This window comes from Citrobacter sp. KH_055_1 (assembly GCF_057838705.1).
The window spans coordinates 3,787,418-3,813,574 of record NZ_CM174473.1 but is presented as its reverse complement, the minus strand read 5'-3'; the positions used below and the strand labels follow the sequence as shown (position 1 = coordinate 3,813,574).

General features: G+C 52.2%; 25 protein-coding genes, 1 tRNA gene and 1 pseudogene. 18 read left to right on the top strand and 9 right to left on the bottom strand.

Features of this window, described 5'->3' with window-relative positions; genetic code table 11:
- Positions 1 to 70 precede the first annotated feature (70 nt).
- The 3 genes from AC3ITF_RS17995 (at position 71) to AC3ITF_RS17985 (ending at position 3,027) form a co-directional block, all read left to right on the top strand.
- A complete protein-coding gene (locus AC3ITF_RS17995) occupies positions 71 to 1,246 on the top strand; it encodes an MFS transporter (protein ID WP_137363201.1) in 1,176 nt (391 codons plus the stop codon).
- Between the two features lie 131 nt (positions 1,247 to 1,377).
- Positions 1,378 to 2,178 carry an endonuclease/exonuclease/phosphatase family protein gene (locus AC3ITF_RS17990; RefSeq protein WP_115259371.1) on the top strand — a complete coding sequence of 267 codons (801 nt, stop codon included), beginning with the start codon at positions 1,378 to 1,380 and terminating at the stop codon, positions 2,176 to 2,178.
- A 78-nt stretch (positions 2,179 to 2,256) separates the two neighbouring features.
- A complete protein-coding gene (locus AC3ITF_RS17985; protein WP_115259369.1) occupies positions 2,257 to 3,027 on the top strand; it encodes a class I SAM-dependent methyltransferase in 771 nt (256 codons plus the stop codon).
- 49 nt (positions 3,028 to 3,076) lie between these two features.
- Here the strand turns inward: AC3ITF_RS17985 and mltD are convergent, their stop codons facing one another.
- A complete protein-coding gene (gene mltD, locus AC3ITF_RS17980; RefSeq protein ID WP_174360524.1) occupies positions 3,077 to 4,435 on the bottom strand; it encodes a murein transglycosylase D in 1,359 nt (452 codons plus the stop codon).
- Positions 4,436 to 4,506: 71 nt separating this feature from the next.
- A complete protein-coding gene (gene gloB / locus AC3ITF_RS17975; protein ID WP_117341990.1) occupies positions 4,507 to 5,262 on the bottom strand; it encodes a hydroxyacylglutathione hydrolase in 756 nt (251 codons plus the stop codon).
- A 33-nt stretch (positions 5,263 to 5,295) separates the two neighbouring features.
- On the opposite strand from gloB, the gene AC3ITF_RS17970 reads away from it, so the two are divergent.
- Complete coding sequence (locus tag AC3ITF_RS17970) at positions 5,296 to 6,018, top strand: class I SAM-dependent methyltransferase (RefSeq protein ID WP_135912552.1); 723 nt, start codon at positions 5,296 to 5,298, stop codon at positions 6,016 to 6,018.
- Here the strand turns inward: AC3ITF_RS17970 and rnhA are convergent.
- Positions 6,015 to 6,591 (bottom strand): annotated as a pseudogene (rnhA, locus tag AC3ITF_RS17965) (ribonuclease HI). The gene AC3ITF_RS17970 and the pseudogene rnhA sit on opposite strands and share 4 nt — an antisense overlap.
- Between rnhA and dnaQ the strand changes: the two are divergent.
- Together dnaQ and AC3ITF_RS17955 are read left to right on the top strand one after the other, a co-directional pair.
- Positions 6,545 to 7,273 carry a DNA polymerase III subunit epsilon gene (gene dnaQ / locus AC3ITF_RS17960; RefSeq protein ID WP_181883346.1) on the top strand — a complete coding sequence of 243 codons (729 nt, stop codon included), beginning with the start codon at positions 6,545 to 6,547 and terminating at the stop codon, positions 7,271 to 7,273. The pseudogene rnhA and the gene dnaQ overlap by 47 nt on opposite strands.
- 133 nt (positions 7,274 to 7,406) lie before the next feature.
- A tRNA-Asp gene (locus AC3ITF_RS17955) sits at positions 7,407 to 7,483 on the top strand.
- A gap of 155 nt (positions 7,484 to 7,638) precedes the next feature.
- Here the strand turns inward: AC3ITF_RS17955 and AC3ITF_RS17950 are convergent.
- Positions 7,639 to 8,157 (bottom strand): FidL-like protein, encoded by a 519-nt coding sequence (locus AC3ITF_RS17950; protein WP_117341991.1) that lies wholly within the window; start codon positions 8,155 to 8,157, stop codon positions 7,639 to 7,641.
- Position 8,158: 1 nt separating this feature from the next.
- Entirely contained in the window at positions 8,159 to 8,947 is a 789-nt protein-coding gene (locus tag AC3ITF_RS17945; RefSeq protein ID WP_117341992.1) for a winged helix-turn-helix domain-containing protein, read from the bottom strand.
- Between the two features lie 649 nt (positions 8,948 to 9,596).
- Between AC3ITF_RS17945 and AC3ITF_RS17940 the strand changes: the two genes are divergently transcribed.
- The 9 genes from AC3ITF_RS17940 (at position 9,597) to AC3ITF_RS17900 (ending at position 18,696) form a co-directional block, all read left to right on the top strand.
- Positions 9,597 to 10,145, top strand: coding sequence for a fimbrial protein (locus AC3ITF_RS17940; RefSeq protein ID WP_117341993.1), 549 nt, complete (start codon positions 9,597 to 9,599; stop codon positions 10,143 to 10,145).
- 69 nt (positions 10,146 to 10,214) lie between these two features.
- Positions 10,215 to 10,763 carry a fimbrial protein gene (locus AC3ITF_RS17935; RefSeq protein ID WP_489175902.1) on the top strand — a complete coding sequence of 183 codons (549 nt, stop codon included), beginning with the start codon at positions 10,215 to 10,217 and terminating at the stop codon, positions 10,761 to 10,763.
- A gap of 42 nt (positions 10,764 to 10,805) precedes the next feature.
- Complete coding sequence (locus tag AC3ITF_RS17930) at positions 10,806 to 13,277, top strand: fimbria/pilus outer membrane usher protein (protein ID WP_174360526.1); 2,472 nt, start codon at positions 10,806 to 10,808, stop codon at positions 13,275 to 13,277.
- 26 nt (positions 13,278 to 13,303) lie between these two features.
- A complete protein-coding gene (locus AC3ITF_RS17925) occupies positions 13,304 to 14,080 on the top strand; it encodes a fimbrial biogenesis chaperone (RefSeq protein ID WP_153879462.1) in 777 nt (258 codons plus the stop codon).
- 13 nt (positions 14,081 to 14,093) lie between these two features.
- Entirely contained in the window at positions 14,094 to 14,699 is a 606-nt protein-coding gene (locus tag AC3ITF_RS17920) for a fimbrial protein (protein WP_117341997.1), read from the top strand.
- On the top strand, positions 14,696 to 15,760 hold the full coding sequence (locus tag AC3ITF_RS17915; RefSeq protein WP_117341998.1) for a fimbrial protein: 1,065 nt from the start codon (positions 14,696 to 14,698) through the stop codon (positions 15,758 to 15,760). The genes AC3ITF_RS17920 and AC3ITF_RS17915 overlap by 4 nt, the downstream gene beginning before the upstream one ends.
- 9 nt (positions 15,761 to 15,769) lie before the next feature.
- Entirely contained in the window at positions 15,770 to 16,312 is a 543-nt protein-coding gene (locus AC3ITF_RS17910) for a fimbrial protein (RefSeq protein ID WP_135912546.1), read from the top strand.
- A 1-nt stretch (position 16,313) separates the two neighbouring features.
- The gene (locus AC3ITF_RS17905; RefSeq protein ID WP_135912545.1) at positions 16,314 to 17,981 is read left to right on the top strand and encodes an O-antigen ligase family protein; all 1,668 of its coding nucleotides are present in this window, start codon (positions 16,314 to 16,316) and stop codon (positions 17,979 to 17,981) included.
- A gap of 1 nt (position 17,982) precedes the next feature.
- On the top strand, positions 17,983 to 18,696 hold the full coding sequence (locus AC3ITF_RS17900; RefSeq protein ID WP_489175901.1) for an EAL domain-containing protein: 714 nt from the start codon (positions 17,983 to 17,985) through the stop codon (positions 18,694 to 18,696).
- Positions 18,697 to 18,722: 26 nt separating this feature from the next.
- Here AC3ITF_RS17900 and AC3ITF_RS17895 read toward each other — a convergent pair whose 3' ends face one another.
- From AC3ITF_RS17895 to fadE, 3 genes are all read right to left on the bottom strand, one after another.
- On the bottom strand, positions 18,723 to 19,133 hold the full coding sequence (locus AC3ITF_RS17895; protein ID WP_096758202.1) for a Spy/CpxP family protein refolding chaperone: 411 nt from the start codon (positions 19,131 to 19,133) through the stop codon (positions 18,723 to 18,725).
- Between the two features lie 155 nt (positions 19,134 to 19,288).
- Entirely contained in the window at positions 19,289 to 20,056 is a 768-nt protein-coding gene (locus tag AC3ITF_RS17890) for an amidohydrolase (protein WP_115259360.1), read from the bottom strand.
- 109 nt (positions 20,057 to 20,165) lie between these two features.
- Positions 20,166 to 22,610: an acyl-CoA dehydrogenase FadE gene (gene fadE, locus AC3ITF_RS17885; RefSeq protein ID WP_181625021.1), complete on the bottom strand. Its 2,445-nt coding sequence runs from the start codon at positions 22,608 to 22,610 to the stop codon at positions 20,166 to 20,168.
- A 239-nt stretch (positions 22,611 to 22,849) separates the two neighbouring features.
- Here fadE and lpcA point away from each other — a divergent pair, with 239 nt between their 5' ends.
- Together lpcA and AC3ITF_RS17875 are read left to right on the top strand one after the other, a co-directional pair.
- The gene (lpcA, locus tag AC3ITF_RS17880; protein ID WP_096758199.1) at positions 22,850 to 23,428 is read left to right on the top strand and encodes a D-sedoheptulose 7-phosphate isomerase; all 579 of its coding nucleotides are present in this window, start codon (positions 22,850 to 22,852) and stop codon (positions 23,426 to 23,428) included.
- Positions 23,429 to 23,539: 111 nt separating this feature from the next.
- Positions 23,540 to 24,307, top strand: a complete 768-nt coding sequence (locus AC3ITF_RS17875; protein ID WP_115259356.1) for a class II glutamine amidotransferase — start codon at positions 23,540 to 23,542, stop codon at positions 24,305 to 24,307.
- On the opposite strand, the gene dpaA is transcribed toward AC3ITF_RS17875, so the two are convergent.
- Complete coding sequence (gene dpaA, locus AC3ITF_RS17870; RefSeq protein ID WP_117342003.1) at positions 24,278 to 25,018, bottom strand: peptidoglycan meso-diaminopimelic acid protein amidase; 741 nt, start codon at positions 25,016 to 25,018, stop codon at positions 24,278 to 24,280. The two genes, AC3ITF_RS17875 and dpaA, sit on opposite strands and share 30 nt — an antisense overlap.
- A gap of 348 nt (positions 25,019 to 25,366) precedes the next feature.
- On the opposite strand from dpaA, the gene AC3ITF_RS17865 reads away from it, so the two are divergent.
- On the top strand, positions 25,367 to 26,128 hold the full coding sequence (locus AC3ITF_RS17865; protein WP_096758196.1) for a C40 family peptidase: 762 nt from the start codon (positions 25,367 to 25,369) through the stop codon (positions 26,126 to 26,128).
- Positions 26,129 to 26,157: the final 29 nt, after the last annotated feature.

Below are 26,157 nucleotides of genomic sequence, written 5' to 3'. Positions count from 1 at the left end.
AATATTTTTGTTATTAAAGCATCCCGGCATACTGCATGTCATCTGATTACTGATGATATGGAGTTTATTTATGCCACTCGCTTTATTCGCACTGACTATAAGTGCCTTCGCCATTGGCACGACCGAATTTGTGATTGTCGGCCTGGTACCGACTATTGCTGAACAACTGGCCATCTCTTTGCCTTCTGCGGGGATGCTGGTTTCAATTTATGCGCTGGGGGTGGCGATTGGCGCACCAGTGCTGACCGCTCTGACAGGGAGCCTGCCGCGTAAACAGCTGCTGGTTGCGCTGATGGTGCTGTTTACTGCCGGTAATTTGCTGGCTTGGCAGGCTCCGGGCTATATGACCTTAATTGTCGCCCGTCTGTTGACCGGTCTTGCACACGGCGTGTTCTTCTCGATTGGTTCAACCATTGCAACAAGTCTGGTGCCTAAAGAGAAAGCGGCTTCGGCCATCGCCATTATGTTTGGCGGTTTAACGGTGGCCCTGGTGACGGGCGTCCCGCTGGGCACATTTATCGGTCAGCATTTTGGTTGGCGTGAAACCTTCCTCGCAGTCTCAATGCTGGGCGTCATTGCGCTAATTAGCAGCCAGTTGCTGATCCCGGCGAATATTCCAGGTCGGGCTGCCGCCAGCATCCGCGATCAGGTGAAAGTCTTAACCCATCCTCGTCTGCTGTTGATTTATGCGGTTACGGCGCTGGGCTATGGTGGCGTCTTTACGGCGTTTACCTTCCTTGCACCGATGATGCAGGATCTGGCCGGATTCTCCCCGACAGCGGTAAGTTGGATCTTATTGGGATACGGCGTCTCTGTGGCTATCGGTAATATCTGGGGCGGTAAACTGGCGGATAAACATGGTGCAGTCCCTGCATTGAAGTTCATTTTTGCTGCACTGTTTGTTCTGCTGATGCTATTCCAGTTAACGGCATCCACGCAGTACGCGGCGCTGGTAACGATATTGGTGATGGGGATCTTTGCCTTCGGTAACGTACCGGGATTACAGGTTTATGTTGTGCAGAAAGCGGAACAATTTACCCCCAATGCAGTTGATGTCGCCTCCGGACTGAACATTGCGGCGTTTAACGTCGGTATTGCACTGGGTTCGGTGATTGGCGGGCAAACGGTAGAGCATTATGGCTTAGCGCAGACGCCGTGGATTGGCGCGCTTATCGTACTGGCTGCTTTCTTACTGATGGGCATCAGCGGTCGTCTTGATAAACCTGCGCGGATCACGCTGGGATAACTCATTGATGTAAGTACCCACTTACAAAACAAACTGCAATTGCTCGTTGAAAGTAAGCCTTAAAGTCCCTATAACTGAAGAACCAGTCCGGCTGCGGACTGGTTGACGTTACAGAGGTTTGAAAGTCTACAGTGCGAAAAAACACCTATGCTATGCGCTATGTTGCCGGACAACCCGTTGAGCGGATCTTACCGCCACGGTCGTTTGCGCATATTGGTCAGGCATTACCCGCCGGCGTTCCCTTAAGCAGTGAAGACCGTATTCGCGTGCTGGTGTGGAATATTTTTAAACAGCAGCGGGCAGAATGGTTGTCGGTGCTGAAGAACTTTGGCAAAGACGCGCATCTGGTGTTATTGCAGGAAGCCCAAACCACGCCGGAACTGGTGCAGTTTGCGACCGCTAACTATCTTGCTGCCGATCAGGTTCCCGCCTTTGTGCTGCCTCAGCACCCCTCTGGCGTCATGACGCTGTCGGCGGCACATCCTGTTTACTGCTGCCCTCTACGCGAACGTGAGCCTATTTTACGGCTGGCAAAGTCGGCGCTGGTGACGGTATATCCCCTGCCAGACTCACGTTTATTGATGGTGGTGAACATCCACGCGGTTAACTTCAGCCTCGGGGTGGATGTCTATAGTAAGCAGTTACTTCCCATTGGCGATCAGATTGCTCATCACAGCGGCCCGGTGATTATGGCCGGTGATTTCAACGCCTGGAGCCGTCGACGGATGAATGCGTTGTACCGTTTCGCCCGTGAAATGTCGCTACGCCAGGTGCGCTTTACCGACGATCAGCGCCGACGTGCGTTTGGTCGCCCGCTCGATTTTGTGTTCTATCGTGGTTTGAACGTCAGTGAAGCCTCTGTGCTGGTGACGCGCGCATCCGATCACAATCCACTACTCGTTGAATTTAGTCCCGGCAAGCCTGAACAATAAAGGTGTGTCAGGTCTGCCGTGGGGCAGGCCTGTTAGGGTGCTGTCCTTTATCTTTCACCACAACCGAAGGACAACACAATGACTACACGCTCTCATCATGACAACGTCGAAAAGCAGTTTGGCTCGCAAGCGAATGCCTATTTAACCAGCACGGTACACGCCTCTGGCCGTGATTTACAACGGCTGGCGGAAAGGCTGTCGGCATTTCCACAGGCCAGCGTTCTCGACATGGGATGTGGTGCGGGACACGCCAGCTTTGCGGCGGCACATCAGGTAAAACAGGTCGTGGCGTATGATTTATCGGCGCAGATGCTCGACGTGGTCGCGCAGGCGGCAAAAGAGAAGGGATTAGACAATATCGCTACCCGGCAAGGATATGCCGAAAGCCTGCCGTTTGAGGATGGCTCTTTTGATGTGGTGATTAGCCGCTATTCTGCGCATCACTGGCATGATGTCGGACGCGCGCTGCGAGAAGTGAATCGTGTATTGAAACCTGGCGGTGTGGTGATTGTGATGGATGTCATGTCACCTGGGCACCCGGTGCGGGACATCTGGCTGCAAACCGTTGAAGCGTTACGCGATACCTCACATGTGCGCAACTATTCCAGCGGTGAGTGGCTGTCATTGATGAATGATGCCAATCTGATTGCCGATACGGTGTTGACGGACCGCCTGCCGCTGGCGTTTAGCTCATGGGTCGCGCGGATGCGTACCCCGCAGGTGTTGATTGACGCGGTTCGTTTATACCAGCAGAGTGCGTCTGCCGAAGTGCAGGCCTACTTCGCGTTACAGCAGGACGGGTCGTTCACCAGTGACACGATTATGGTTGAGGCGCATAAAGCGGCATAAATAAAAAAGGCACTGGGGGGAAACCAGTGCCTTAATGTTTATACTGCTATCAGGAGTCCGGCATACCGTTGTTTTTCACAAACAACGTCAGCTGATCGCCCGGCTGCAGATTGTCGGTATCGTTATTCCAGCGCATCACATCCTTGATGTTGACCCCGTGACGTTTAGCAATGCTCGAAAGCGAATCGCCCTTACGTACACGATAGGTAATGCTATCGCTGTTTTTAGCCAGTCGCTGCGCGCTGGTGCCTGCACCTACGGTCAAGCTTTGGCCCACTTTCAGAGTCGAACTACGCAGATTATTCCACTGCTTTAGCTCATTCGTATTCACGCCAAGACGTGAAGCGATGCCGGAAAGCGTATCGCCAGAGCGAACCTTGTAGCTACGGCTGTTCAGCGGCGTGTTATCCGCGACCAGCGTTGACTGTACGGCTGCAATTTCGCCTGACGCCAGGGACTCACGCAGTTTCTCCGCGTGCTTCTTTGGCACCATCACATATTGCGGGCCGCTGACACCCAACGTGGAGCCTTTCACGCCAGCATTGAAGGTCTTCAGCTTGCTGACGGAAATACCCGCCATATCGGCAACCTGAGCCATCTCAACCGGACTGTTCAAGCGAACACGTGCCAACGCGCGGCTTTCGTCTGTGGTTGGCAGACGCACGCCATAACGCTTGCTGTTCTTGAGAATATCACTCAATGCCAGCATTTTGGGCACATACTGCTTCGTTTCCTGAGGCAGAGGGAGTGACCAAAAATCGGTGGGCTTGCCACGAGATTTGTTCGCTTTCATTGCCTTCATCACGCGACCTTCACCGCTATTATAAGCAGCAACGGTCAGCAGCCAGTCGCCATCAAACATCTTGTTCAGACGCTGCATCATGTCCAACGCGGCAGTGGTGGAAGCCACAATGTCGCGACGTGCATCATAATTGCGGGTCTGCTTTAAACCATAATTGCGCCCCGTGCTCGGAATGATCTGCCAAATGCCTGCGGCATTGGCGCCAGACGTTGCGTGAGGATCAAAAGCGCTCTCCACTATGGGTAGGAGTACCAGCTCCATCGGCATGTTACGTTTCTTAACTTGCCCGGCTATCCAGTACATATACGGCTCTGCCCGTAACGTTACATCGTGGAGATAGCTCTTATTGCGTAAATACTTCTGTTTCTGTTCGCGAATCCGGTTGTTTTCCGGAATTCCCATCTTTAGCTCGTCACCAATGAAAGCCCACAAATCCTGATCGGCGGCGATAGATGTCCCATCGTCCATCCAGCGCGCCTGGCTTGTAAACTTTCCTGCTTCCCCTTGACCAGCTGCAGAAAGGCTCTGTGCGTGTTGTTGGACGTTACCAGTATTCTGGCACCCAACAAGCAGGACAGAGGCGAGTAATATCGCTTTTGCCTTCATGTGTGTGTCAATAGTTGCTTAAAAGACGACCGATCATAACGGCGAAGTTTTCAAAAGGCAACCCGGAATTGTCAGAACGTATCTTTCTTTGACCTTAACCACGCAAAACGCGCTTCAGGTTGTTGCAATATTGTTTCTTTGTTGATTTCATTAATTAAATCAATATCTTCCGTTCTTAAAAAAATATTATTTCTGCGCTCATTTTTCAGAATTACGGGTAGTGTCATTTGGTTTTTTACGCGTAACTCATTAACTTTACGATAATAATCATTTATAGACGGATCGTGCGGGAGAATGCTTAAGGCAAACTTCATATTTGCTAAAGTGTACTCATGTGCGCAACAAATTAACGTATCATCCGGAAGGGCACTTATTTTTTTAAGTGATTGATACATTTGTAATGCTGTGCCTTCAAAAAGCCGGCCGCAGCCGCCGGAAAACAGCGTGTCGCCGCAAAACAGATAAGGGTGGCTGAAGTAACAGATATGTCCTAAAGTGTGACCCGGCGTGGCAAATACGCTAAATTCATGCCCTAAAACGAGTGCGATATCACCCTCTTCGACTACACGTGTGGTTCCCTTATCTTGTGTTTCAGCAGGTCCATAGACCACTATTTGTGGAAAGCGCTGCACAAGTTCTTTCACGCCGCCAACGTGATCATGATGGTGGTGGGTAAGTAAAATAGCCTCTGGCACCCAGTTGTGCTCAGCAATGGCTTGTAGCACCGGAGCCGCCTCGCCAGGATCGACAATCAGGCAATGATTCTCATTATTGGTCAGGACCCAGATGTAATTGTCATCAAAGGCGGGAATACTGTTAAGATTCATAAATTACCTCTCAATGCGAAACGGAAGGTTGTGATGAAACCGGCAAGGCTCCCTCAAACTGTCGTAGCGCCCGTGAGCTGGGATGATTTACCCTGGGGCGAACACTATCGTGAGGCGCTGGAGTATCAGCTTAACCCGTGGTTTGCAAAAATGTACGGTTTTCATCTGCTTAAGATTGGTAATTTAAGCGCAGAAATCAATTCCGAAGCGTGCGCGGTTTCTCATCAAGTCAATGTTTCTTCGCAAGGCTCGCCGATGCAGGTGCTGGCGGATCCTCTGCATCTTCCCTTTGCCGATAAATCTGTTGATGTCTGCCTATTGGCGCATACGCTGCCGTGGTGTTTCGATCCGCATCGCTTACTGCGCGAGGCCGATCGTGTGCTTATCGATGACGGCTGGTTAATACTGAGCGGATTCAATCCGGTCAGCCTGATGGGCCTGCGCAAGCTGGTACCGGTATTACGTAAAACATCACCTTACAACAGCCGGATGTTTACGCTGATGCGCCAGCTGGACTGGCTTTCGTTGCTGAATTTCGAAGTGCTGCACGTCAGCCGTTTTCACGTTTTGCCCTGGAAGAAGCACGGGGGAAAAATGTTAAGTGCGCATATTCCGGCGTTGGGATGTATGCAACTGGTGGTCGCGCGCAAGCGAACTATCCCGCTTACGCTTAACCCAATGAAACAAAACAAAAGCAAAGCGCGTATCCGCCAGGCCGTTGGTGCAACCCGGCAATACCGTAAACCGGACGCTTAAGCTTCGGGTTGATACCCAACATCATCCTGTGTAGGACTCATCGCCGCGGCGCGGGCAAGCTCGTCGCAGCGTTCGTTTTCCGGGTGGCCCGCGTGGCCTTTGACCCATTCCCACTTGATTTGGTGCTGACCCAGCGCCGCATCCAGGCGTTTCCAGAGATCGACATTCTTGACCGGTTTTTTGTCTGCGGTTTTCCAGCCGCGTTTTTTCCAGTTGTGGATCCACTGGGTGATACCCTGGCGCACATACTGGCTATCGGTACTGAGCACCACTTCACATTGTTCTTTAAGTGCTTCCAGCGCGACGATAGCCGCCATTAGCTCCATGCGATTGTTGGTGGTGAGGTTGTATCCTTCGCTAAAGGTTTTTTCTCGCCCGCGAAAGCGTAAAATTGCCCCGTAGCCGCCGGGCCCTGGATTTCCCAGGCAAGAACCGTCGGTGAAAATTTCTACCTGTTTAAGCATCTCTGGTAGACTTCCTGTTTTAGAGATCGATATAAACGATAAGTCTGACATAAATGACCGCTATGAGCACTGGAATTACACGGCAGATCGTCCTCGATACCGAAACCACCGGTATGAACCAGATCGGTGCCCACTACGAAGGCCACAAGATTATTGAGATCGGTGCGGTTGAAGTGGTGAACCGACGCCTGACCGGCAATAACTTTCACGTTTACCTGAAGCCCGATCGGCTGGTGGACCCGGAAGCGTTTGGCGTACACGGCATCGCGGATGAATTCCTGCTCGATAAGCCCACTTTTGCTGATGTTGCCGATGAGTTTCTTGACTACATCCGCGGTGCGGAGCTGGTCATCCATAACGCATCGTTTGATATCGGCTTTATGGATTATGAGTTTGCAAAGCTCCATCGCGATATCCCGAAAACGAACACCTTCTGTAAAGTGACCGATAGCCTGGCGCTGGCGAGGAAGATGTTTCCTGGCAAGCGTAACAGCCTTGATGCACTATGCTCGCGTTATGAGATAGACAACAGCAAGCGTACCTTGCACGGCGCATTGCTCGATGCTCAGATTCTGGCCGACGTTTATCTGATGATGACCGGTGGGCAGACCACGATGGCATTTTCCATGGAAGGTGACAGCCAGCAGCAGAATGATACCGGGATCCAACGGATTATGCGTCAGTCCGGCAAGTTACGTGTTGTTTTCGCCACTGATGAAGAGTTAGCGGCCCATGAGTCGCGCCTTGACCTGGTTCAGAAGAAGGGCGGAAGTTGCCTCTGGCGGGCATAGTTTGCGCGTTTACCGTGCAGAAATGGCTATTCGGGTGATTTTTGCAGCAAACGATTAAAAACGTGAGAAAAAGCGTTGACGAGGGGCGAGGCAATCCGTAATATTCGCTTCGTTCCCAAGCGGAACACAACGCGGAGTGGTAGTTCAGTTGGTTAGAATACCTGCCTGTCACGCAGGGGGTCGCGGGTTCGAGTCCCGTCCATTCCGCCACTATTCAGAAAGCCTGAATCAGCAATGATTCAGGCTTTCGTCGTTTTAATCCGCCCAAAATACCCATCCCCCCCTGGCTGGCTATCAATCTCCCTGTCCTGTCGATCCCGGCAGCACATCAGGTCATCCTTAACCTGATGAATAGCGCAGTGTGCTTAACTGGAGAAGCGATTCATTACGCAGGCAAAGCGGGGTGAAAAATTATCGCCAATCAGAACCGTCTCTTTATTCAGGTGCTTCAACATATACAGTTTGTCAGTACGTTCGTAGGCATCGAAGAAGAGATAATCCACAGCATCCGTTGCGTTATCATCAGGCGATTTCTCACGTCCCTCGGGCGTTAGCATGAAGACCCCCGCGGTATGGCCGAGCGGCCGTGCGTAACGGAAGAACAGTTTGCGGTTAACGCTGAACTCGCCTTCATCACTTTTTAATTTCCCTTGTACGGACAATGAGAGATGCCCGGAATTGTAGCTGGTTATCAGCAGGATCCCATTGAGCTCCTTTTTTGTATTATGAATGTCGAGTATCGACGTGAATTCCGAGGAACAGGAAAAACTGATTTCCTTTTTCTTAGCATCTCCGGCGACGACGAGAAAAGCGATAGCCGCCAGTCCGCAAATGGCAATCATGACGGACCACAATAATGGAGAGCGATCGCTTTCCTGTTTCATATTATTCCTCATGATGGCGATACTGGCTGATGCAATGGTAGTAGCCGAGGTTGAGTCCGCATTCTGCCGCAAACGACCAGTCAACCAGATTATGGTTGCTCGACCAGGTATTGAGATACAGCTCTTTTGGGGTTGAACAGTTCGGGTTAATGCCGACGGATTTAAAAATATCCAGCGCCTTCTTTTCAGTAATGGTGTCTGTGAGGGCATTCCCTAATATATGTACCCGGCATTGCTCGTAATCGATGGTACGCAAAATAGAGGCATCGGTCATGGCAATTTCATTTGGTATCCACGTTAACCAGGCTGTTGCCAGTACGGCGATGCCGGTAATTAATGCGGTGATTGCTATAGGCCATCGGTTTTGTTTTTTTGTCTTTCGTACCGATGTAAAAGAAGCGGTACTGGTGAGGGGCTTTTTTTCTTCTTGCTGCTGAATATTGATATTGACGTCACCCATTCGAAATCCCGTACGCGGAATCGTTACGATGTATTCTGCCGGGTGCCCCGTCGACGTTATTGCTTTGCGCAGAAATGAAATGTGCTGATTGAGATTAGCATCTGTCGCTCTAGCGCCATTATGCTGGAATACATTGAGTAGAATCTCGTCGCGCGTGGAGATATCTTTACCATTTTGCAACAAATACATCAGTAATTGTACTGCTACATTATTCAATGTGGCTATCTCACCAGATGAGATATCTTTTAGCGTATTTTTATGTGGTTTAAATACTAATCCATCACCAATAATTACGGATTTAATCTTATTTATTGGTATATGAGAAATCACGGATATCTCCTTTGATGCAACAAAGCATGGAATCTCACAGTCGAGTGGTTGAAGCAATAGCATAACATAATTTATTTATGAAAAATGACTGTGTTATTGAACGTTTTATTAATGTTTTTATAACAATATTTCAATGTTTATCTGAACGTGCGCTATTATCCTTTCCCATTTCTCCTATCTTATTGTCATTCCTCGTTTTTGATATCCATTGGCATTTTTACAAAACTTTCATAAATACATTGCTCCTCCTTTTTAAGCTAAATAAAAAAATATCCAATAGATAAAAACACTATAAAAGATATAAATGATAGGTATTAACACTGGTTTTCTTGCGATTTTAGGCGGTTTTTGCGCGATAGATCGGTGTGATAGCGGGGAGGCAACATGATTCCCTGAGTTTGATTGAAAGCACGATTTTTCGTTGTCTCATTTTATTGCCGATTTAATATAAGCCCCGAAACAGCGTGAACGGCTGCGGAGGGTATTTCGGATGAAATGCCAGTAACGTTCAAAATCAAGGGTGGTTCGAGAAGGAATGTTTGCAAGGTAATGCGCGTCTACCACCTGAAGACCCATATTTCCCAGGAAAAGTAGCCTGTGGAAATAGCACGTCAAAATAACCAGAACAGAAATAAGGTTTAGAAGTAATATGAAAATGAAAAATGTGGCCGTCGTCTGTGCACTGATGGCAGGAATGACTTTTACTGCCTCTTCTGCTTTCGCTGCAAAAAGTGTAGAGCCGACCAACGGTAAAATTCATTTCACCGGTTCACTGGTGAATTCAGCATGTGGCCTGGCACCGGAATCCAGCCCGGTACAGGTAAACTTTGGTGAAATCCCAACGTCTCAGTTAAAAGACAACCAGCGTGCTGGTGTTAAACACGCCAAAATCGTTCTGCAGGGCTGTGATACCACTGTCGCCAAAACCGCAACCGTAACATATACCCCAGCAACAATTGACCAGGACAATAGCGCGCTGGCTGCATTTACTTCAGGTACTGCACAGGGTGCGGGCATCGGTATGATTGATAGCGGCAACCAGGATGTAAAATGGGGTGAAGCTGCCTCTCAGGTTAATATTACCGATGGTGAAAGTGACATCGATTTTGTGGCTTACCTGCAGGCAAATAATGCCTCCGCAGCGGTCACACCGGGTGATTTTGAATCTACCGTTAATTTCCAGATTGACTACCAGTAATGGTCTGCAGCAGGCGCATTAATGCGCCTGCTTACGCCTTCCCGCGAATAAATGAAAGGAAATGCGGTTATGCCTGGATGGCGAACGTTACTGCTTTTTATCTTTATCTCGCCTGCGTGGGTCATGGCTGGCACTGCGCCTGTCGCCAGCACGCCCGGAAAAATGCGCATGCGGGGACATATTATTGAGGCTGCTTGCTATGTCGAACCGCGCGATCGTTCGTTGTTGGTTGAATTTAATGATATCTCCGCTCGGGATATATCCGGGAGACCAGAAAAAGTCTCTGCGCATGGTTTCAGTATTCATTTGCTGGGATGTTCATTAGGGGATTCTCGACATTCAGAGAATGTGTTTCAGCGCGCAAATATCACTTTTTCCGGCATGCCCGATCGCGACAACCCTGATTATCTGAGCGTGCAGTCGACGACTGAAGATTTAGCGATAGAAATATTTGATAGCACCGGACAGCAAATTCATCTGGGGGAGCCTTCTCCGGATTATGTCCTAAACCCTGGAAAAAATACGCTCAATTTTACAGCTTATTTAATCTCCCGCGACGGACGAATGACATCCGGCGAATTTACTGCGGTTACGCATTTTGTTGTGAATTATCTCTGAGCTGCTCCGGCAATTTGGGTATCTGAAGGTTTGCGAACGAAAATGATTACGCTGAAAACAGATAAAAAACGTCTGGCGCTTATTATTGCTCTGGTCTGCAGCGCTTCATGGGCTGAGGCGGATGAGGCTATTGAATTTAATACCGACGTCCTGGATGCCAGCGACAGGCAAAACGTAGATTTGCAGCGCTTTTCTGAAGGCAACTTTGTCACCCCCGGGGAATATTTGCTGGATGTTCGTATTAACGGGCAGGAGATCCCACAGCAGTCGATTCGCTATATCACCGATCCTGACAATAAACATAAATCTCTGGCGTGCCTGTCACCACTACAGCTCGAATTACTTGCGCTCAAAGAAGACGCATTGGCGCATATTCATCCGATTACCGCGACCTGTCATGACATATCCCGCCTGCCGGGCGTGGTGTTGAATAACAGTGCCGGACTTCTGGACATTACCGTGCCGCAGGCATGGATGAAATATACCGATCCTGACTGGACGCCGCCGGAACGTTGGGATAATGGCGTCGCGGGGCTGATTTTTGATTACAGCGTGTCGGGTCAGGCCACCCACTACGAACAAGGCGGAGGTCATTACCGCTCGCTGTCGGGCTATGGGCAAACGGGGTTCAACCTTGGTGGCTGGCGTTTTCGCGGGCAGTATCAGGCCGATTACTCTTCTGATAATCAGCACGGGCAGATTAACTGGGATCAGATCTACGCCTATCGTCCATTGCCCATGCAGGCTGCGAAGCTGACGGTGGGTGAAATCTATCTGAATTCTCAGGTCTTTGATTCTGTTCGCTTTACCGGGGTTAACCTCGCCAGCGACGAGCGTATGCTACCGCCAAATTTGCAAGGCTACGCGCCTGAAGTTCACGGCATTGCCCGCAGTAACGCCAAAGTGACCGTCAGCCAGCAGAAGCGCGTGATCTACCAAACGACCGTTCCTGCGGGGCCGTTTAATATTCAGGATCTGCATGCTTCGGTACGCGGCACGCTGGATGTGCGGGTAGAAGAGCAAGATGGCAGCGTGCAAACTTTTCAGGTCAATACCGCTGATATTCCTTACCTGACACGTCCGGGCTATGTTCGCTACAACACCGCCGTCGGTAAGCCTTCACTCTATAACCATGATGTCCAGGGGCCGGCATTTTACAGCGGTGATTTTTCATGGGGAGTGAGTAATGCCTGGTCCCTGTACGGCGGGGCACTGCTAACAGGTGAACGCTACAACGCTTGGTCGATGGGCATCGGGCGGGATCTGAGCTGGCTGGGTGCGTTGTCGGCTGATGCGACGCAATCCGTCAGCCGGGTGAAGCATCAGGACGAACAAAAAGGCATGTCCTTTAAGCTGAGCTATGCCAAAACCTTCGATGAATACAACAGCGCCATCACTTTTGCCGGTTATCGTTTTTCACAGCGTAGCTTCCGTTCTTTCTCGCAGTTTCTCGATGAGCAATATAAAAATAATAACAGCGCCGGGAACGAGAAAGAGATGTACACCATCACCGGTAATAAGACCTTCTTTGCAGACGATCCGCGCCTCTCCACGACGCTGTATCTGACCTATACCCACCAGAACTACTGGGATCGCCGTTCGCAGGATCGCTATGGGCTGTCGGTGGGTCATAGCTTTTCATTTGCAGGCATTCAGGGGATCAGCACCAACCTTGCCGCATATCGCTCCGAGTACCAGGGAAAACGGGATGACAGCCTCTCGCTCTCGCTGTCTATTCCGTGGAGCGATAGCCGCTCAATGGACTATGAGCTGCAGAACAACGGCAACCAAACCAGCCAGATGGTTTCGTATTCCGATAACCGTGACCGAAATAATCCGTGGCGCCTGCGCGCCGGACTCTCCGGCGAAGGCCATACCGCCTTTGACGGCTACTACCAGCACCGGAGCATGATGGCCGAGCTGGAATCTAATGTCAGCTGGCAGCAGTCACGCTACTTCTCCGTGGGCGGCACCTTGCGTGGTGGTTTTACTGCAACCCGTCACGGCGCGGCGCTCCACAATAGCCAGGCATCGATGAATACCGCCCGCGTAATGGTTGACACCGACGGCGTCGCTAACGTGCCGCTGAACGGCGAACAGGCACACTCGAACCGCTTTGGCATTGCCGTGGTACCGGATGTCGTGAGTTACCACAGCTTTGATACCCGTATCGACGTGGACACAATGGATGAGGATATTTCCGCAGCCAAAGCCATCGTCACCAACACCCTGACCGAAGGAGCGATTGGCTATCAGCGCTTTGCCGTCGCACAGGGGCTAAAAATGATGGCCCAACTGCGTATGAAAGATGGCTCGGTACCACCGTTTGGCGCCGAGGTGTTTAACGCCAACGGCGTGAGTGTCGCCATGGTGATGGAAAACGGTGAGGCCTGGATTGCTGGTGTGAAACCTGCCGAACGCCTTTCCGTTGCCTGGGGAGGGCGCGCGCAGTGCTATCTGGCGGTGCCTTTGCAACCTAACCCGGAAGGTAACGTCCTGTTGCCTTGTGAATAATATTAACTACCTGAATGAAGCGAACCATGAATAACCAAGCTATTTACTCCGTGCAGCGCTGGCTGAAGCCGGTCGCCTGCGGTTTGCTGTTTGCCGCGGACATCCATTCCGCGTGGGCGGGCATTGCGCTTGACCGTACCCGGCTGATCATCACCGGCGATGCGCGCTCTGTTAGTGCGAACTTAAGCAATACGAGCCCGAGCATTCCATTCCTCGCGCAGTCATGGGTGGAGGACGCGAGCGGGACAAAAATCACCTCGCCGCTGATGGTTTTGCCGCCGTTGCAGCGCATTAATGGCGGGCAAAAGGGCATTGCCCGGGTAACAAAAACCGGCGGCATTAACGCATTGCCGCAGGATCGCGAAAGCCTGTTCTATCTGAATGTTCGTGAGATTCCACCTAAGCCAGATAAGCCAAACGTGCTGCAACTGGCGATGCAGTCACGCATCAAACTGTTTTACCGTCCGTCGGCAATTGTGCCTGAAACACCCGGAGCGGTATGGCAAAACCAGCTGGTGTTCCACAAGCAGGGTGCCCGCTGGACCGTGAATAACCCGACGCCTTACTTCGTGACCTTAATTGGCTTGAGCCGCAAGCCGGAAGCGCAGGGCGGCGGCAGGCTGACTGACTTCCCCGGAATAATGATCTCGCCTAAGTCGTCTCTCGATTTCAGCGTGAAAGAGGGCGATGTCAGCCAGTTCAGCATGATGTACGTGAACGATTTTGGCGGCCATCCCGAACTGAAATACCGCTGTACAGGCAATGTGTGTCAGGCATTGCCGATGGAGCAACAGCCCCGGTAACAGGACTCGGTAAATGAAAAAAATGCTTTGCGCCCTGCTGATGCTGGGAGTGGCCGGGATGGTTCAGGCCAAAAGCGGCCGTCAGGATATGAGCCATGTGTCCGGCGAGTATGGCAACGTTCGCTTTCACGGTCGTGTTTATGTCTCACCGTGCGTGCTGGATATGGCATCGCGCGATCAAACCATCAACCTTGGCGATATTTCTGCCCGCCGGTTTCACCAGGGAGGCGATCGTAGCGATTCGGTGTTGGTCACGCTGTATCTGAACGACTGCTTAAAGGGCTCAGGTCATGCCCTGCAGGATTTTCCCGGGCAGGCCAGCGAAATGCCTAAGCTGGCGCACAGCACGGTGGAGCGTGGCGTCTCGCTGACGCTGATGGCCGACAGTTCTCCGGGAAACAGCGATCTGGCCCGGATCCATGGCAATGTGCGAGGAGCAGGCATTCGGCTGATGACCGAACGTCAGCAACCGATCCATCTAAGCCAACCGCAGCGCATGTGGATCCTCAAACCTGGAGATAACGCTATTCACTTTCTTGCCGCGCTGGAGTCTATCGGGCGCGAGGTCAGCGCTGGTGAATTTCGCGGTCTGGTGAGACTTAAGCTGGAGTATCTATGAGCGTTTGGCATAAAACGTTGTTCTGGACAGCGCTGGCTTGCTGTCCGCTGACGGCGCACGCATTTAGCCAGGGAGAGGGTGAACCAGAGGGCGGGGCACCGCATCAGTACGATATTGAACTGAGTTCGCTGGATGTCAGCAAAAACCACGTTGGTGGTCGAACGGAGCCGTTTCCATGGAATCTGGGGAGCTGGTATGTAGTGAATTTTTATTGCCAGCAGGCCGATATCTCACGAGAACCTATTTACTACACCACCACCACCACGATGCCACCTTCAAGTCAGGGGGCGAACCGTTTCCGACTCAATGAGTATCTGGATGTCGATGTTCAGGTATGGGTCGCCGGGGGCTATAAGAAATATGTCCAGGCTCCCTTTACCAATGTTTCAAACCGCAACAACAGCAACACCTGCAAAAAGCGAAAGGGCTACGTGCGCGCCAGTAATGTTGAAAGTGGTTCGAAAGGGAAAGTGACGTTTATTGTCACCAAACCCATTATTAACGGTATCAGTATCACTTCTCAGTCGTTGCTGGAGGTCGCCGGGCGCATGGGAAGCGGTGGACCCACACCCACAACGGCGATTTCCCGCGTGGTGATTAAATCCGGGCTGATTACCGTGCCGGATAAATGCACCTTTAACCGGGGCGATAAAATCAGTATCGAATTTGGCGATTTGCCCGGTTCTGCCGCCCGGCTCAATGGTTCCAATTTCAGCAAGTCGATCCCGATTCATGTGTCCTGCGAAGGCGGCAGTTTTGATCAAGGGGCGCTGAACATCAATTTGGGCGTACAAACCACCACGGCTTCAGGCACGGCGGGGTTTAACGATCATTTCCTCGGCACCCTCAGCAGCGGAGAAAAACGCGACGACCTCGGTATTGTCCTGAAGGATGAGAGTGGAAGCATTGTGGTGCCGAATCAGTTCTATAACGTCAAGGGCTTTTACCAGAATCAGGGCGACTGGAACCTCACCGCCGCGCCGGTAGCGAAGCCAGGCGTGGGTAGCGTTAAGGTGGGGGAGTTTGAAGCTTCGGCCACCGTTGTTGCGCAGTTTCAGTAAGGTAATGCCATGATATTCAGGACGTTAATCACGCTCAGCGCGCTGCTGATCGGCGGTACGGTGCAGGCCGACACCAAACTGGTCGGCGGCGATATGCACTTCCACGGCACCATCAGGGCGCTGGCCTGTAGTATTGCGCCGGGTGGCGACAAAATCGAGGTCGATTTCGGGCAAATCGCGACCCAGGAGCTTTATCTTGCCGGGCGCGGTAAGCCGGAAAAATTCAGTATTCAGCTCCGTGATTGCGATCCTGATGTCTTTCGTGGGATCTCCGTGACCTTCGGCGGCACTGAAGATGCGGAACTGCCCGATCATCTGGCACTGGATAGTCACGAGCAGGGGGGCGCATCAGGGATCGGCATAGGGATGAGCGAAGAAGACGGCGCGGCAATCCGGCTTGATGAGAGTACGTCAGTGACAGACATTACCAAAGGATCGATGACGCTGAATTTTCTGGCGTGGGTCGAGGCCCAGCCGACAGCGTTGAAAAATCAGTCCCTTGAGTACGGTCCTTTTAGCGCCAGTGGGACCTGGACGCTGAACTATCAATAGTATGAAAAACACACTGAATCGCCTTGCCCCGCTGCCTGCGCAGAGAGTATTTCTCGGGCTCAGCCTGTTTTACTGGTGCGGGGCAATGCACCTTTACTGGCCGAATAATGGCGGCAGCAGCCTGTCGTTACCGCTCAATATTTTGGCATGGATCTACGCGGTTGTATTAGCCGGCTGCGTATCCGTACGACCCCCTCGCCAGGTCTGGCGCGTCACCTTGCCTGCCGTCGGGTTTATCGCAGGCTCACTTATTCTGACGTTGCTCTGTCTGATGACGCCCGCTGTCTGGCAACCTGAGTCACTGCTGGTGGCTGGGGCGCTGTTGGGCGGTGTGCTGGTTTATCTGGTGGTGCTGCAAATTCCGCTGGCGGCGAACACCCTGACGACATTACTGGCGCTGTTATGGGGAGCCAGCCTTATCGAGTGCCTCGTCTTCGTCTATCAGTATTGGCATCTACCGGGCGTGGGCTACTGGGAGTTTGCCTGGTGGCGCAGTACGCGGCCCTACGGCATTTTTCAGCAGGTTAACCTGATGGCCAGCTTCACCGCCTGCGGCACCCTGCTGTCGGTAGTGTTGGCCCTGCGACTACGCGGCAGAAAGAGAATCGCCATGGTGTTTGCCCTTGGTGTGATGGGGTTTGTGCTGCATGAATCACAGTCGCAAACCGGGTATTTGTCACTGTTCGTCGGTGAAGCGCTGCTGCTGGTGATTTTCCCCGCCCGGCGGCGGACGTTACTGCTTCTTGTGCTGCCGCTGGTGGTCGGAATGCTAGCAGGAGCGGCCGCGCGCCATGTTATGTCCGTTGCGACGGTCGAGCACCTGACGTCATCGCAGGTGCGCTGGACGGTATTGAAAACGTCGCTGGCCCTGTTTATGGCGCGACCGTGGACGGGCTGGGGCATCGGCAGCTTTCCCGCTCTGTTTCTTGACCGCGCGGGCCATCTGGGACTGAGCAGCATGTCGCACCCGCACAACGAGCTGGTGCTATGGATGGTCGAAGGCGGCATGGTCGGACTGGCGGGCACGCTCTGTTTTATTGCCGGAGGGTTCTGGCTCTGGCGGCGTGGCGATCGCTGGCACCGCGCCTGCATGGTGGCGGCGCTGCCGGTGGCGATTCATATGCTGACTGAATATCCCGTCAGGCAGTCGACGCCTCACTGGCTGCTGCTGATCCTGCTGCTACGTTGTGCGGATCGCACGGAAAACGCGTATCGGCTGGCGCTGTCGGTGACGAAAGGGATGTGCGTGACCGCGTTTATTACATTTTTGCTTTTAACACCGGTATTGCTCCTCACGCTACAAACGCAGCAGCAGTTGACGATGGTGGAGCGGCGGGCAGAGCAGTGGCGACTGGCCAAATCGATCCCGGTAGGGGGCTGGTTGCTGGTCAGTCGCTACCGGTTTGATGTTGCAATGGGCGATGTGCAACGTTATCAGCGAACCCGGGATACCCGCTGGCTGGCGCACGTTCAACGCTGGGCGCCTGACTATGTACGTGTTCATCCTGACCCGAACGTCTCCTACATCCAAATCTTGCTGGCGCTCAAGCAGCGCGACATGCCCGCAGCACGTCGTCTGGCGGCACGCTTTTATCGTGAATACCCGAACGATCGCCGTATCCCCTGGCTGCAGGATGCCCGACGCCCTTTTAATCAAAAAATGGAATGACATGAACAGACCAAACGAACAGGCTCAATATCTACCCGCACGTCCCCGCAATGCCGAGCTGCTGCGGATAACCGGGATCCGTTTACAGCGCATTCATTTTTTTGATGACGCCTCGCTGGATGTCCGTGAGGTGTTGAGTCAGGTTCGGACGTCGTTACCGCTGGATCTCTTTTTCAAGCACCTTTCCACAACCGCGAAGCAGCAACTCTTTCTTTGGCAAATGCAGCGGGTACTGGCGCTGCCGGGAAGCTACTCCCTGAATGTGTCTGTCCGGATGCTGACCTGCATGTCGTGGGTGACACGATTGATTAAACGGGCGCATCAAGGGCGTATTGTGATCGAAATTCAGGACCCAGGCACCATGATGCGTCTGGAAAAGTCAGAACAGCAGGCGGTGTGTATTGCGATAAGAGCCCTGGTGCGCCACGGGTTCCGCGTCTGGCTGGATGATGTATCGCCCGAGCTATTTTTTGTCTGGCGACTGTCTGGGGTTCGGTTCGATGCCATCAAAATTGAAAGCGGAATGTTTCATCAGTTCAGAGAATCGGAGTGGCAGCTGAGAGTTCTCATCAACCAGTTTCGCGGGCTGGGCGAGCGGGTGGTGATCGAGGGGGTGGAAACGCAGGAGGATTATGCCATCTGTCGCGTAAGCGGTGCCGATGCTGTGCAGGGATTTCTGTTTGCGCAAGAAATAATGCCTGAGCTGACAGCCTGAACCATTGCTGGTTCAGGCTTATGCCATTACTCGCCCAGCGTCTGTGCGATATCTTTTTGCACCAGCTTACGCTGCTCAGGCGTGAGGACTTTGCTCAGGTCAAAGTAGTATTTCACGCGGTAGTAACGTGCCTGCTGTTCGATGTTGCTGAACGCGGCAAGCTGTTTCTTAACAGCGGCATCATCCCATTTTCCGGACTTGATCACGTCAATCAGCACGCCGTCTTTAACGTCGTTCACCGAAATCTGGCTGACATTGGTTTCCAGCTGTTGGTGCAGCTTTTTAATCTGCGCCACCTGGTCATTGCTCAGTTTCAGGTGCTGTACCACTGGATCCTGGGCCGGGGCCGGAACGTTGGATACGTTTGCTGCAAGTGTGCTAAAGGAGGCACCCGCCAGGGTAGCAGCCAGCAAAGTCATGCGTACAAATTTCTTCATTTTGATATCCTGATAAGGGAATTTACGTGTGATTATCATTTTCAGAATACGTTGCCTGAGGCATGTCGCCACGCGAATTTGTTTTGCGGTTAGTTACGGAGTGAAACAATCCCGCCACGGGGAAACCGTTCCGTAACGGGAGAGAAGATATATCTCTATAGCGTAAACGGGTCGGCATCCTGCCAGGCTGGAAACTTCTCGCGATACTCCCGCAATGCTGTAAGCGACAGCTCAGCATCAATCCGCGTGGCCTGGTGCGCCTCGGCGGTGGCAATAATTTCCCCTTGCGGGTTAATTACCCGGCTGTCCCCGCGATAATGATGGCCATTGCCATCGCTACCAACCCGGTTACATCCTGCTACATAAGCTTGGTTCTCAATTGCCCGGGCGACCAGCAGTGCCTGCCAGTGCAGTGAGCGTGGTGCAGGCCAGTTTGCGACATATAATGCCAGGTCATAATCCTCGCGATTGCGTGACCATACCGGAAACCGCAGGTCATAACAGACCAGCGGTAAAATACGCCAGCCGCGCCATTGAACAATGACGCGTTCTTCTCCAGCCTGATAATACTGGTGCTCGTTCGCCATGCGGAACAGGTGGCGTTTATCATAAAAATGAACGCATCCTTCGGGTTCTACCAGTAAAAAACGATTTACCGGGCCACGTTCTGACTGTAACGCGGCGCTGCCGGCGATTAGCGCATTTGTCTGCTGCGCTTTGGCGTGCATCCAGCGAACAACCTCTTCCTGCGTAAGCGACGTGCTGGCCGCTTCCATCGCAAAGCCGCTGGTAAACATCTCGGGCAATACAATGACGTCTCGTCCGGTGATGGTTTCAAGCTGTCGGTCGAAATGGCGCAGGTTAGCCGGGCCATCCATCCAGATCAGTGGTTGTTGCAGTAGGGTAATTTTCAAACCAGGCACAATCGAGGCTCCTCGTTGAACAGCATTTTGACACTGTAGCATGAGCATTACCGAAAATGTGGCAATAAAAAGCCCCGCGTTAAGCGGGGCTGGAAGTCGTGCGCGATCGCTATGCCGCTTCGACTTTACGCACTTTCTCTGGCAACTTTACCGGCTGGGTCGCCAGCTCCTCAGGGTCAAAATCATCCACGTTGATGCTGCGCAGACGGCTCTCTTCCGCTTTCACCAGAATCGCGGCTTCGTCTTTATCAATCAACCCTTTTGCCAGCGCGTTACGCGCCAGTTCATCCAGGCGGGTAAACGGCAGGTTTTTACCCAGCTCTTTGCTGATACGCTGGTGGATAGGGTCGGCGGCAATCACGTCCAGCAACGCTTCTTCCAACAAGCCGACCGGATTGTATTGGCTTGGCGTCAGGTACTGACCGCGACCGATGCGTGAACGGGTTGCGCTCGGCACCTGCAAAATCTTGGCAACTTTATGATCCAGTTTGTCAGAAGGCGCATGGTAGTGGCGACCGGTCGGGAAGATAACCACATTCAGCAGCCCGGCAACGAAACGGTTCGGGAAGTTTTGCAGCAGATCGTCCATCGCCTGTTCCGCTTTATACAACGCATCCTGTACGCCCCAGTGAACCAGCGGCAGGTCGGCTTCATGGCGGCCTTCGTCGTCATAACGCTTCAGCACGGCGGAAGCCAGATACAGCTGACTTAACACATCGCCCAGACGCGCGGAGATACGCTCGCGACGCTTCAGACTACCGCCCAGCACGGCCATGGAGACATCTGAGAGTAATGCCAGGTTGGCACTCAGACGGTTCAGGTGCTGGTAGTAACGTTTGGTGGCATCACCGGTTGGCGTGCTGCTGGTAAGCCCGCGCGTCAGACCGAGCCAGAAACTGCGTACCTTATTGCTGCCGACGTGACCAATGTGCTTAAACAGCAGCTTATCGAACGCATTCACATCGTTGTTCTGCGCCGCCGCCATCTCTTCCAGCACGTACGGATGGCAACGAATTGCCCCCTGGCCGAAGATCATCATGCTACGGGTCAGAATATTGGCACCTTCAACGGTGATGGCGATCGGGGCGCCCTGGTAAGCACGCGCCAGGAAGTTGCTTTCGCCCAGCATAATGCCTTTACCGCCAGTGATATCCATCGCATCGATGATTGACTGCTGCCCGCGGTGGGTACAGTGATATTTCACGATGGCGGAAAGTACCGCTGGTTTTTCGCCGAGCATAATACCGTAGGTAATCAGCGACGCCGCGGCGTCCATCACGTAGGCGTTACCGGCAATACGCGCCAGCGGTTCTTCAATACCTTCCATCTTGCCGATAGAGATTTTGAACTGGCGACGAATATGCGCATAGGCACCTGTTGCCATGGCAACCGATTTCACGCCACCTGTCGAGTTAGATGGCAGCGTAATGCCGCGCCCCACAGACAGACATTCCACCAGCATACGCCAGCCCTGACCGGCCATCTTCGGGCCACCGATAATGTAATCAATCGGTACAAAAACATCTTTACCCAGCGTCGGACCGTTCTGGAACGGGACGTTCAGCGGGAAGTGGCGACGACCAATTTCTACGCCCGGTGTTGAGGTGGGGATCAGCGCGCAGGTAATGCCCAGATCTTCCTCGCCGCCCAGCAGTTTTTCCGGGTCGGAGAGTTTAAACGCCAGGCCCAGCACGGTGGCGATAGGGGCCAGCGTGATATAGCGTTTGTTCCAGGTCAGGCGCATACCCAGCACCTGCTGACCCTGCCATTCACCCATGCAAACTACGCCGGTATCCGGAATCGCCCCTGCATCGGAGCCCGCTTCCGGGCTGGTCAGCGCAAAGCAAGGGATTTCCTGACCACGCGCCAGACGCGGCAAATAATGGTTTTTCTGTTCTTCGGTGCCGTAATGTTGCAGCAGTTCACCCGGGCCTAATGAGTTAGGTACGCCAACGGTGATCGCCAGGATCCCGGAGACGCCGGAGAGTTTTTGCAGTACGCGAGCCTGTGCATAAGCAGAGAATTCCAGACCGCCATACTCTTTCTTGATGATCATCGCGAAAAAGCGGTGCTCTTTCAGATACGCCCACAGTTCTGGCGGCAGATCCGCTAATTCATGGGTGATCTGGAAGTCGTTTGCCATGCGGCACGCTTCTTCGACCGGACCGTCAATAAAGGCCTGCTCTTCTGCCGTCAGGCGTGGCTGCGGATAGCTGTGCAATTTCTTCCAGTCCGGTTTGCCCTGGAACAGATCGCCTTCCCACCAGGTGGTACCGGCATCAATTGCTTCTTTCTCGGTGCGCGACATCGGCGGCATAACCTTACGGAAGCCGCGGAACACTGGCGCAGAGATCATGGATTTACGCATCGGCGTAAAGTTAAACGGCACCAGAATAATGGCCAGAGGAACCAGCAGCCAGACCGACCACAGGCCAGCTACGCCGAGCGCAGCCGTCCATGCGAGCAAAATTACGCTGCTGAGAAACAAGCTCACGCGGTGATAAAACAATACGCCGAGCAGAACAATCGTTGCGAGAATACTCAAAATCATCATATCGAAAAGCTCCCTTGCTTGTAGGAGGTCTGACCACTTGTGATGATATGGTTGTAGTGGATGTAAATTCTTTTAGCAATGTGTTTACAAAATAATTACAACAAAGCTCACATTGTTGTTGTTTTCACCGGCACAAAAAATCAAAAGCCACAGCCATTCCTGTGGCTTATGCTTCTCGCCTGTAGTGCTATCCGGTACACTGCATCTTGTCATTTACATTCATGCTGAAGGATATCCTCATGTACCAGGATCTTATTCGTAACGAACTGAGCGAAGCGGCGGAAACGCTGGCTAATTTTTTAAAAGATGACGCCAATATTCACGCTATTCAGCGCGCGGCGGTCCTGCTGGCAGACAGTTTTAAAGCGGGTGGCAAGGTACTTTCCTGCGGTAACGGCGGCTCCCATTGCGACGCAATGCACTTTGCTGAAGAGCTGACCGGGCGCTACCGTGAAAACCGTCCGGGCTATCCGGCGATCGCTATCTCTGATGTCAGCCATATCTCCTGCGTCAGCAATGATTTCGGTTACGATTATATTTTCTCTCGCTATGTTGAAGCGGTAGGGCGTGAAGGGGATGTCCTGTTAGGCATTTCGACCTCCGGTAACTCGGCAAACGTGATTAAAGCCATTGCCGCTGCACGTGAGAAAGGAATGAAAGTCATCACCCTGACCGGGAAAGATGGCGGCAAAATGGCCGGCAGCGCCGACATTGAAATTCGCGTCCCGCACTTTGGCTATGCTGACCGTATTCAGGAAATTCACATTAAAGTGATTCATATTCTGATTCAGCTGATCGAAAAAGAGATGGTTAAGTAAGAAGGCTATTGCCGGATGGCGGCTGAAGCCTTATCCGGCCTACTTGCGTTTTGCGTAGGCCTGATAAGTGTAACGCCATCAGGCAGTTCAGCGTTTTAAGGTAGGTGATATATGTGCGAACTGCTCGGGATGAGCGCCAACGTGCCAACCGATATTTGCTTTAGCTTCACCGGGCTGGTTCAGCGCGGGGGAGGTACCGGGCCGCACAAAGACGGCTGGGGGATTACGTTTTATGAAGGTAAGGGTTGCCGTACATTTAAAGATCCGCAACCCAGCTTTAATTCGCCTATCGCCAAACTGGTACAAGACTATCCCATCAAATCCTGTTCCGTGATTGCTCATATTCGTCAGGCGAATCGGGGAGAAGTGGCGCTGGAAAATACCCATCCGTTCACGCGTGAACTGTGGGGGCGCAACTGGACCTATGCCCATAACGGACAGCTAAGCGGTTATAAATCGCTGGAAACCGGTAATTTTCGTCCGGTCGGAGAAACCGACAGCGAAAAAGCGTTCTGCTGGCTGCTACATAAGCTGGTTGAACGTTATCCGCGTACGCCGGGCAACATGACTGCGGTGTTTAAATATATTGCCGTCCTGGCCGGGGAACTGCGTGAGAAGGGCGTTTTCAACATGTTGTTGTCCGACGGGCGCTATGTGATGGCGTTCTGTTCGACCAATCTGTTCTGGATCACCCGCCGCGCACCTTTCGGCGTGGCGACGTTATTGGATCAGGATGTAGAAATCGACTTTAGCTCCGAGACCACACCCAATGATGTGGTCACCGTGATCGCTACGCAGCCGCTGACGGGCAATGAAACCTGGCAAAAGATTATGCCAGGTGAATGGGCGCTATTTTGTCTCGGGGAGCGTGTAGTTTGACGCCAGCTGTGGCTGAATCACTTCATGGCTCAACGGTTTGCTAACGACGTAACGACCATCGACCACGGAAACAGTCGGTGGCTTACGCGTCTGTTCAAAATAGTCGTATCCCGGTTTTAGCTGTGACCAGAACTCTTTGTAATACGAGTTCTGGTGGCGCTTCATGTTGGCATCGGTCATGCGGAACGGGTAAATGCTGACCTGCACGCTGGACTGGCCAAATACTAACGCCCCAGTGACAAACTGGAAAATCTCATCAATGCCGTTGTCGGTCATGGCATAGCAGCCGACAGAAACGCAGGCGCCGTGGATCATCAGGTATTTACCTTCGTACCCGTGCGCGCGGTCATAGGCGTTGGGAAAGCCAATATTAATCGCTTTATAGAAGCGGCTATCCGGTTTGAGCTGACCGCGTTGTACGCTGTAAAACCCTTCCGGGCTTTTAAAATCGCCCTGACGTTGCTTGGGTCCTAACCCGCCGGAATAGTTACAGATCTTGTAGCTGTCGAGCAATTGATACTGTTCGCCCATCTTGACGTACAGATCCAGCGTGCGTTCTTCTTTAAAGATCTGAATATAGACAGGAGATCCCATCAATTGCTGCTTATATTCTTTGCTGACAGGTGCAGTTGGACTGCTACTGCTCAGCAAACCGGCAAATGAAACGCACGGTAATAAAAGCATCGCAAGAAAAAATGCGATTTTACGCATACTGCTTATTCCTTGATAAAACGGTTACACACGCCAGGACGGCAAATAGAGTCGCCAAATCGGATAAATCTGGATTTGGAGCGCTCACATTAGCACCAAGAAAGTTTTTCGCAAGTCTCTCGTGCTGCGTTTACACTTTAGTTTCTCTTTATACGCAACATTGGACTTAAAGGCAGTCAGACAGCGGCGTAATTTGTCGCTGCTATCCGTCCATTGCATAAGATTAATACTGACTTTCTAATCTATTGAATTTAAAAAATTAATCTATTAATAATCAAATATTAAAAAAGATATCCCGCCAATAGCAGTACACTGCGCCGAACGTGTTTGACCAGGTATTCTTTTTTCATGTCTTTTGCCACTGCACCCCGACGCCTTTTGCCGGGCCTGCTGTCTTTGTGTGTCGTGTTGTCATTACCGTGTATCGCCAAAGTTCAGCCTGTCTTATCAAATACCCCCTTAAACTATGCGGCGCAGTTGCGTATGCGTAATCGTGCCCGGTTACTCAAGCAGTATCATGTGCAGGTAAAAAAGCAGGCCAGCTACGTGGTAGAAGGTAATGCGGAAAGTAAAAAGGCACTGCGCCAGCAGAATCGCGTGCAGATTAAACAGCACCCGGAGTGGTTCCCAGGTCCGCTTAAAGCCAGCGATCATCGCTGGCAGGAACTCGCCGAAAATCCTCATTTTCTCAGTAGCGATCACCTGCACAACATCACCGAAGTGGCGATTCATCGCCTTGAGCAACAGTTAGGTAAACCGTATCTGTGGGGGGGAACCCGTCCGGATGAAGGCTTTGACTGCAGCGGGCTCGTTTTCTATGCCTACAATAAAATTCTGGCGGCGAAACTGCCCCGTACTGCCAATGAAATGTATCACTATCGGCGGGCGACAATTGTCTCTAATCGCGATTTACGTCGTGGTGATTTACTGTTTTTCCATATTCACAGCCGGGATATTGCCGATCATATGGGGGTCTATTTGGGGCAGGGGCAATTTATTGAGTCGCCACGTACCGGCGAAACGATCCGGGTCAGCACCTTGTCCGAACCTTTCTGGCAGGATCATTATCTCGGTGCCCGACGAATTCTGACGGAAAATACAATTCTGTAATAGTCAGGCGGTACTTTCAGCACCGCCTC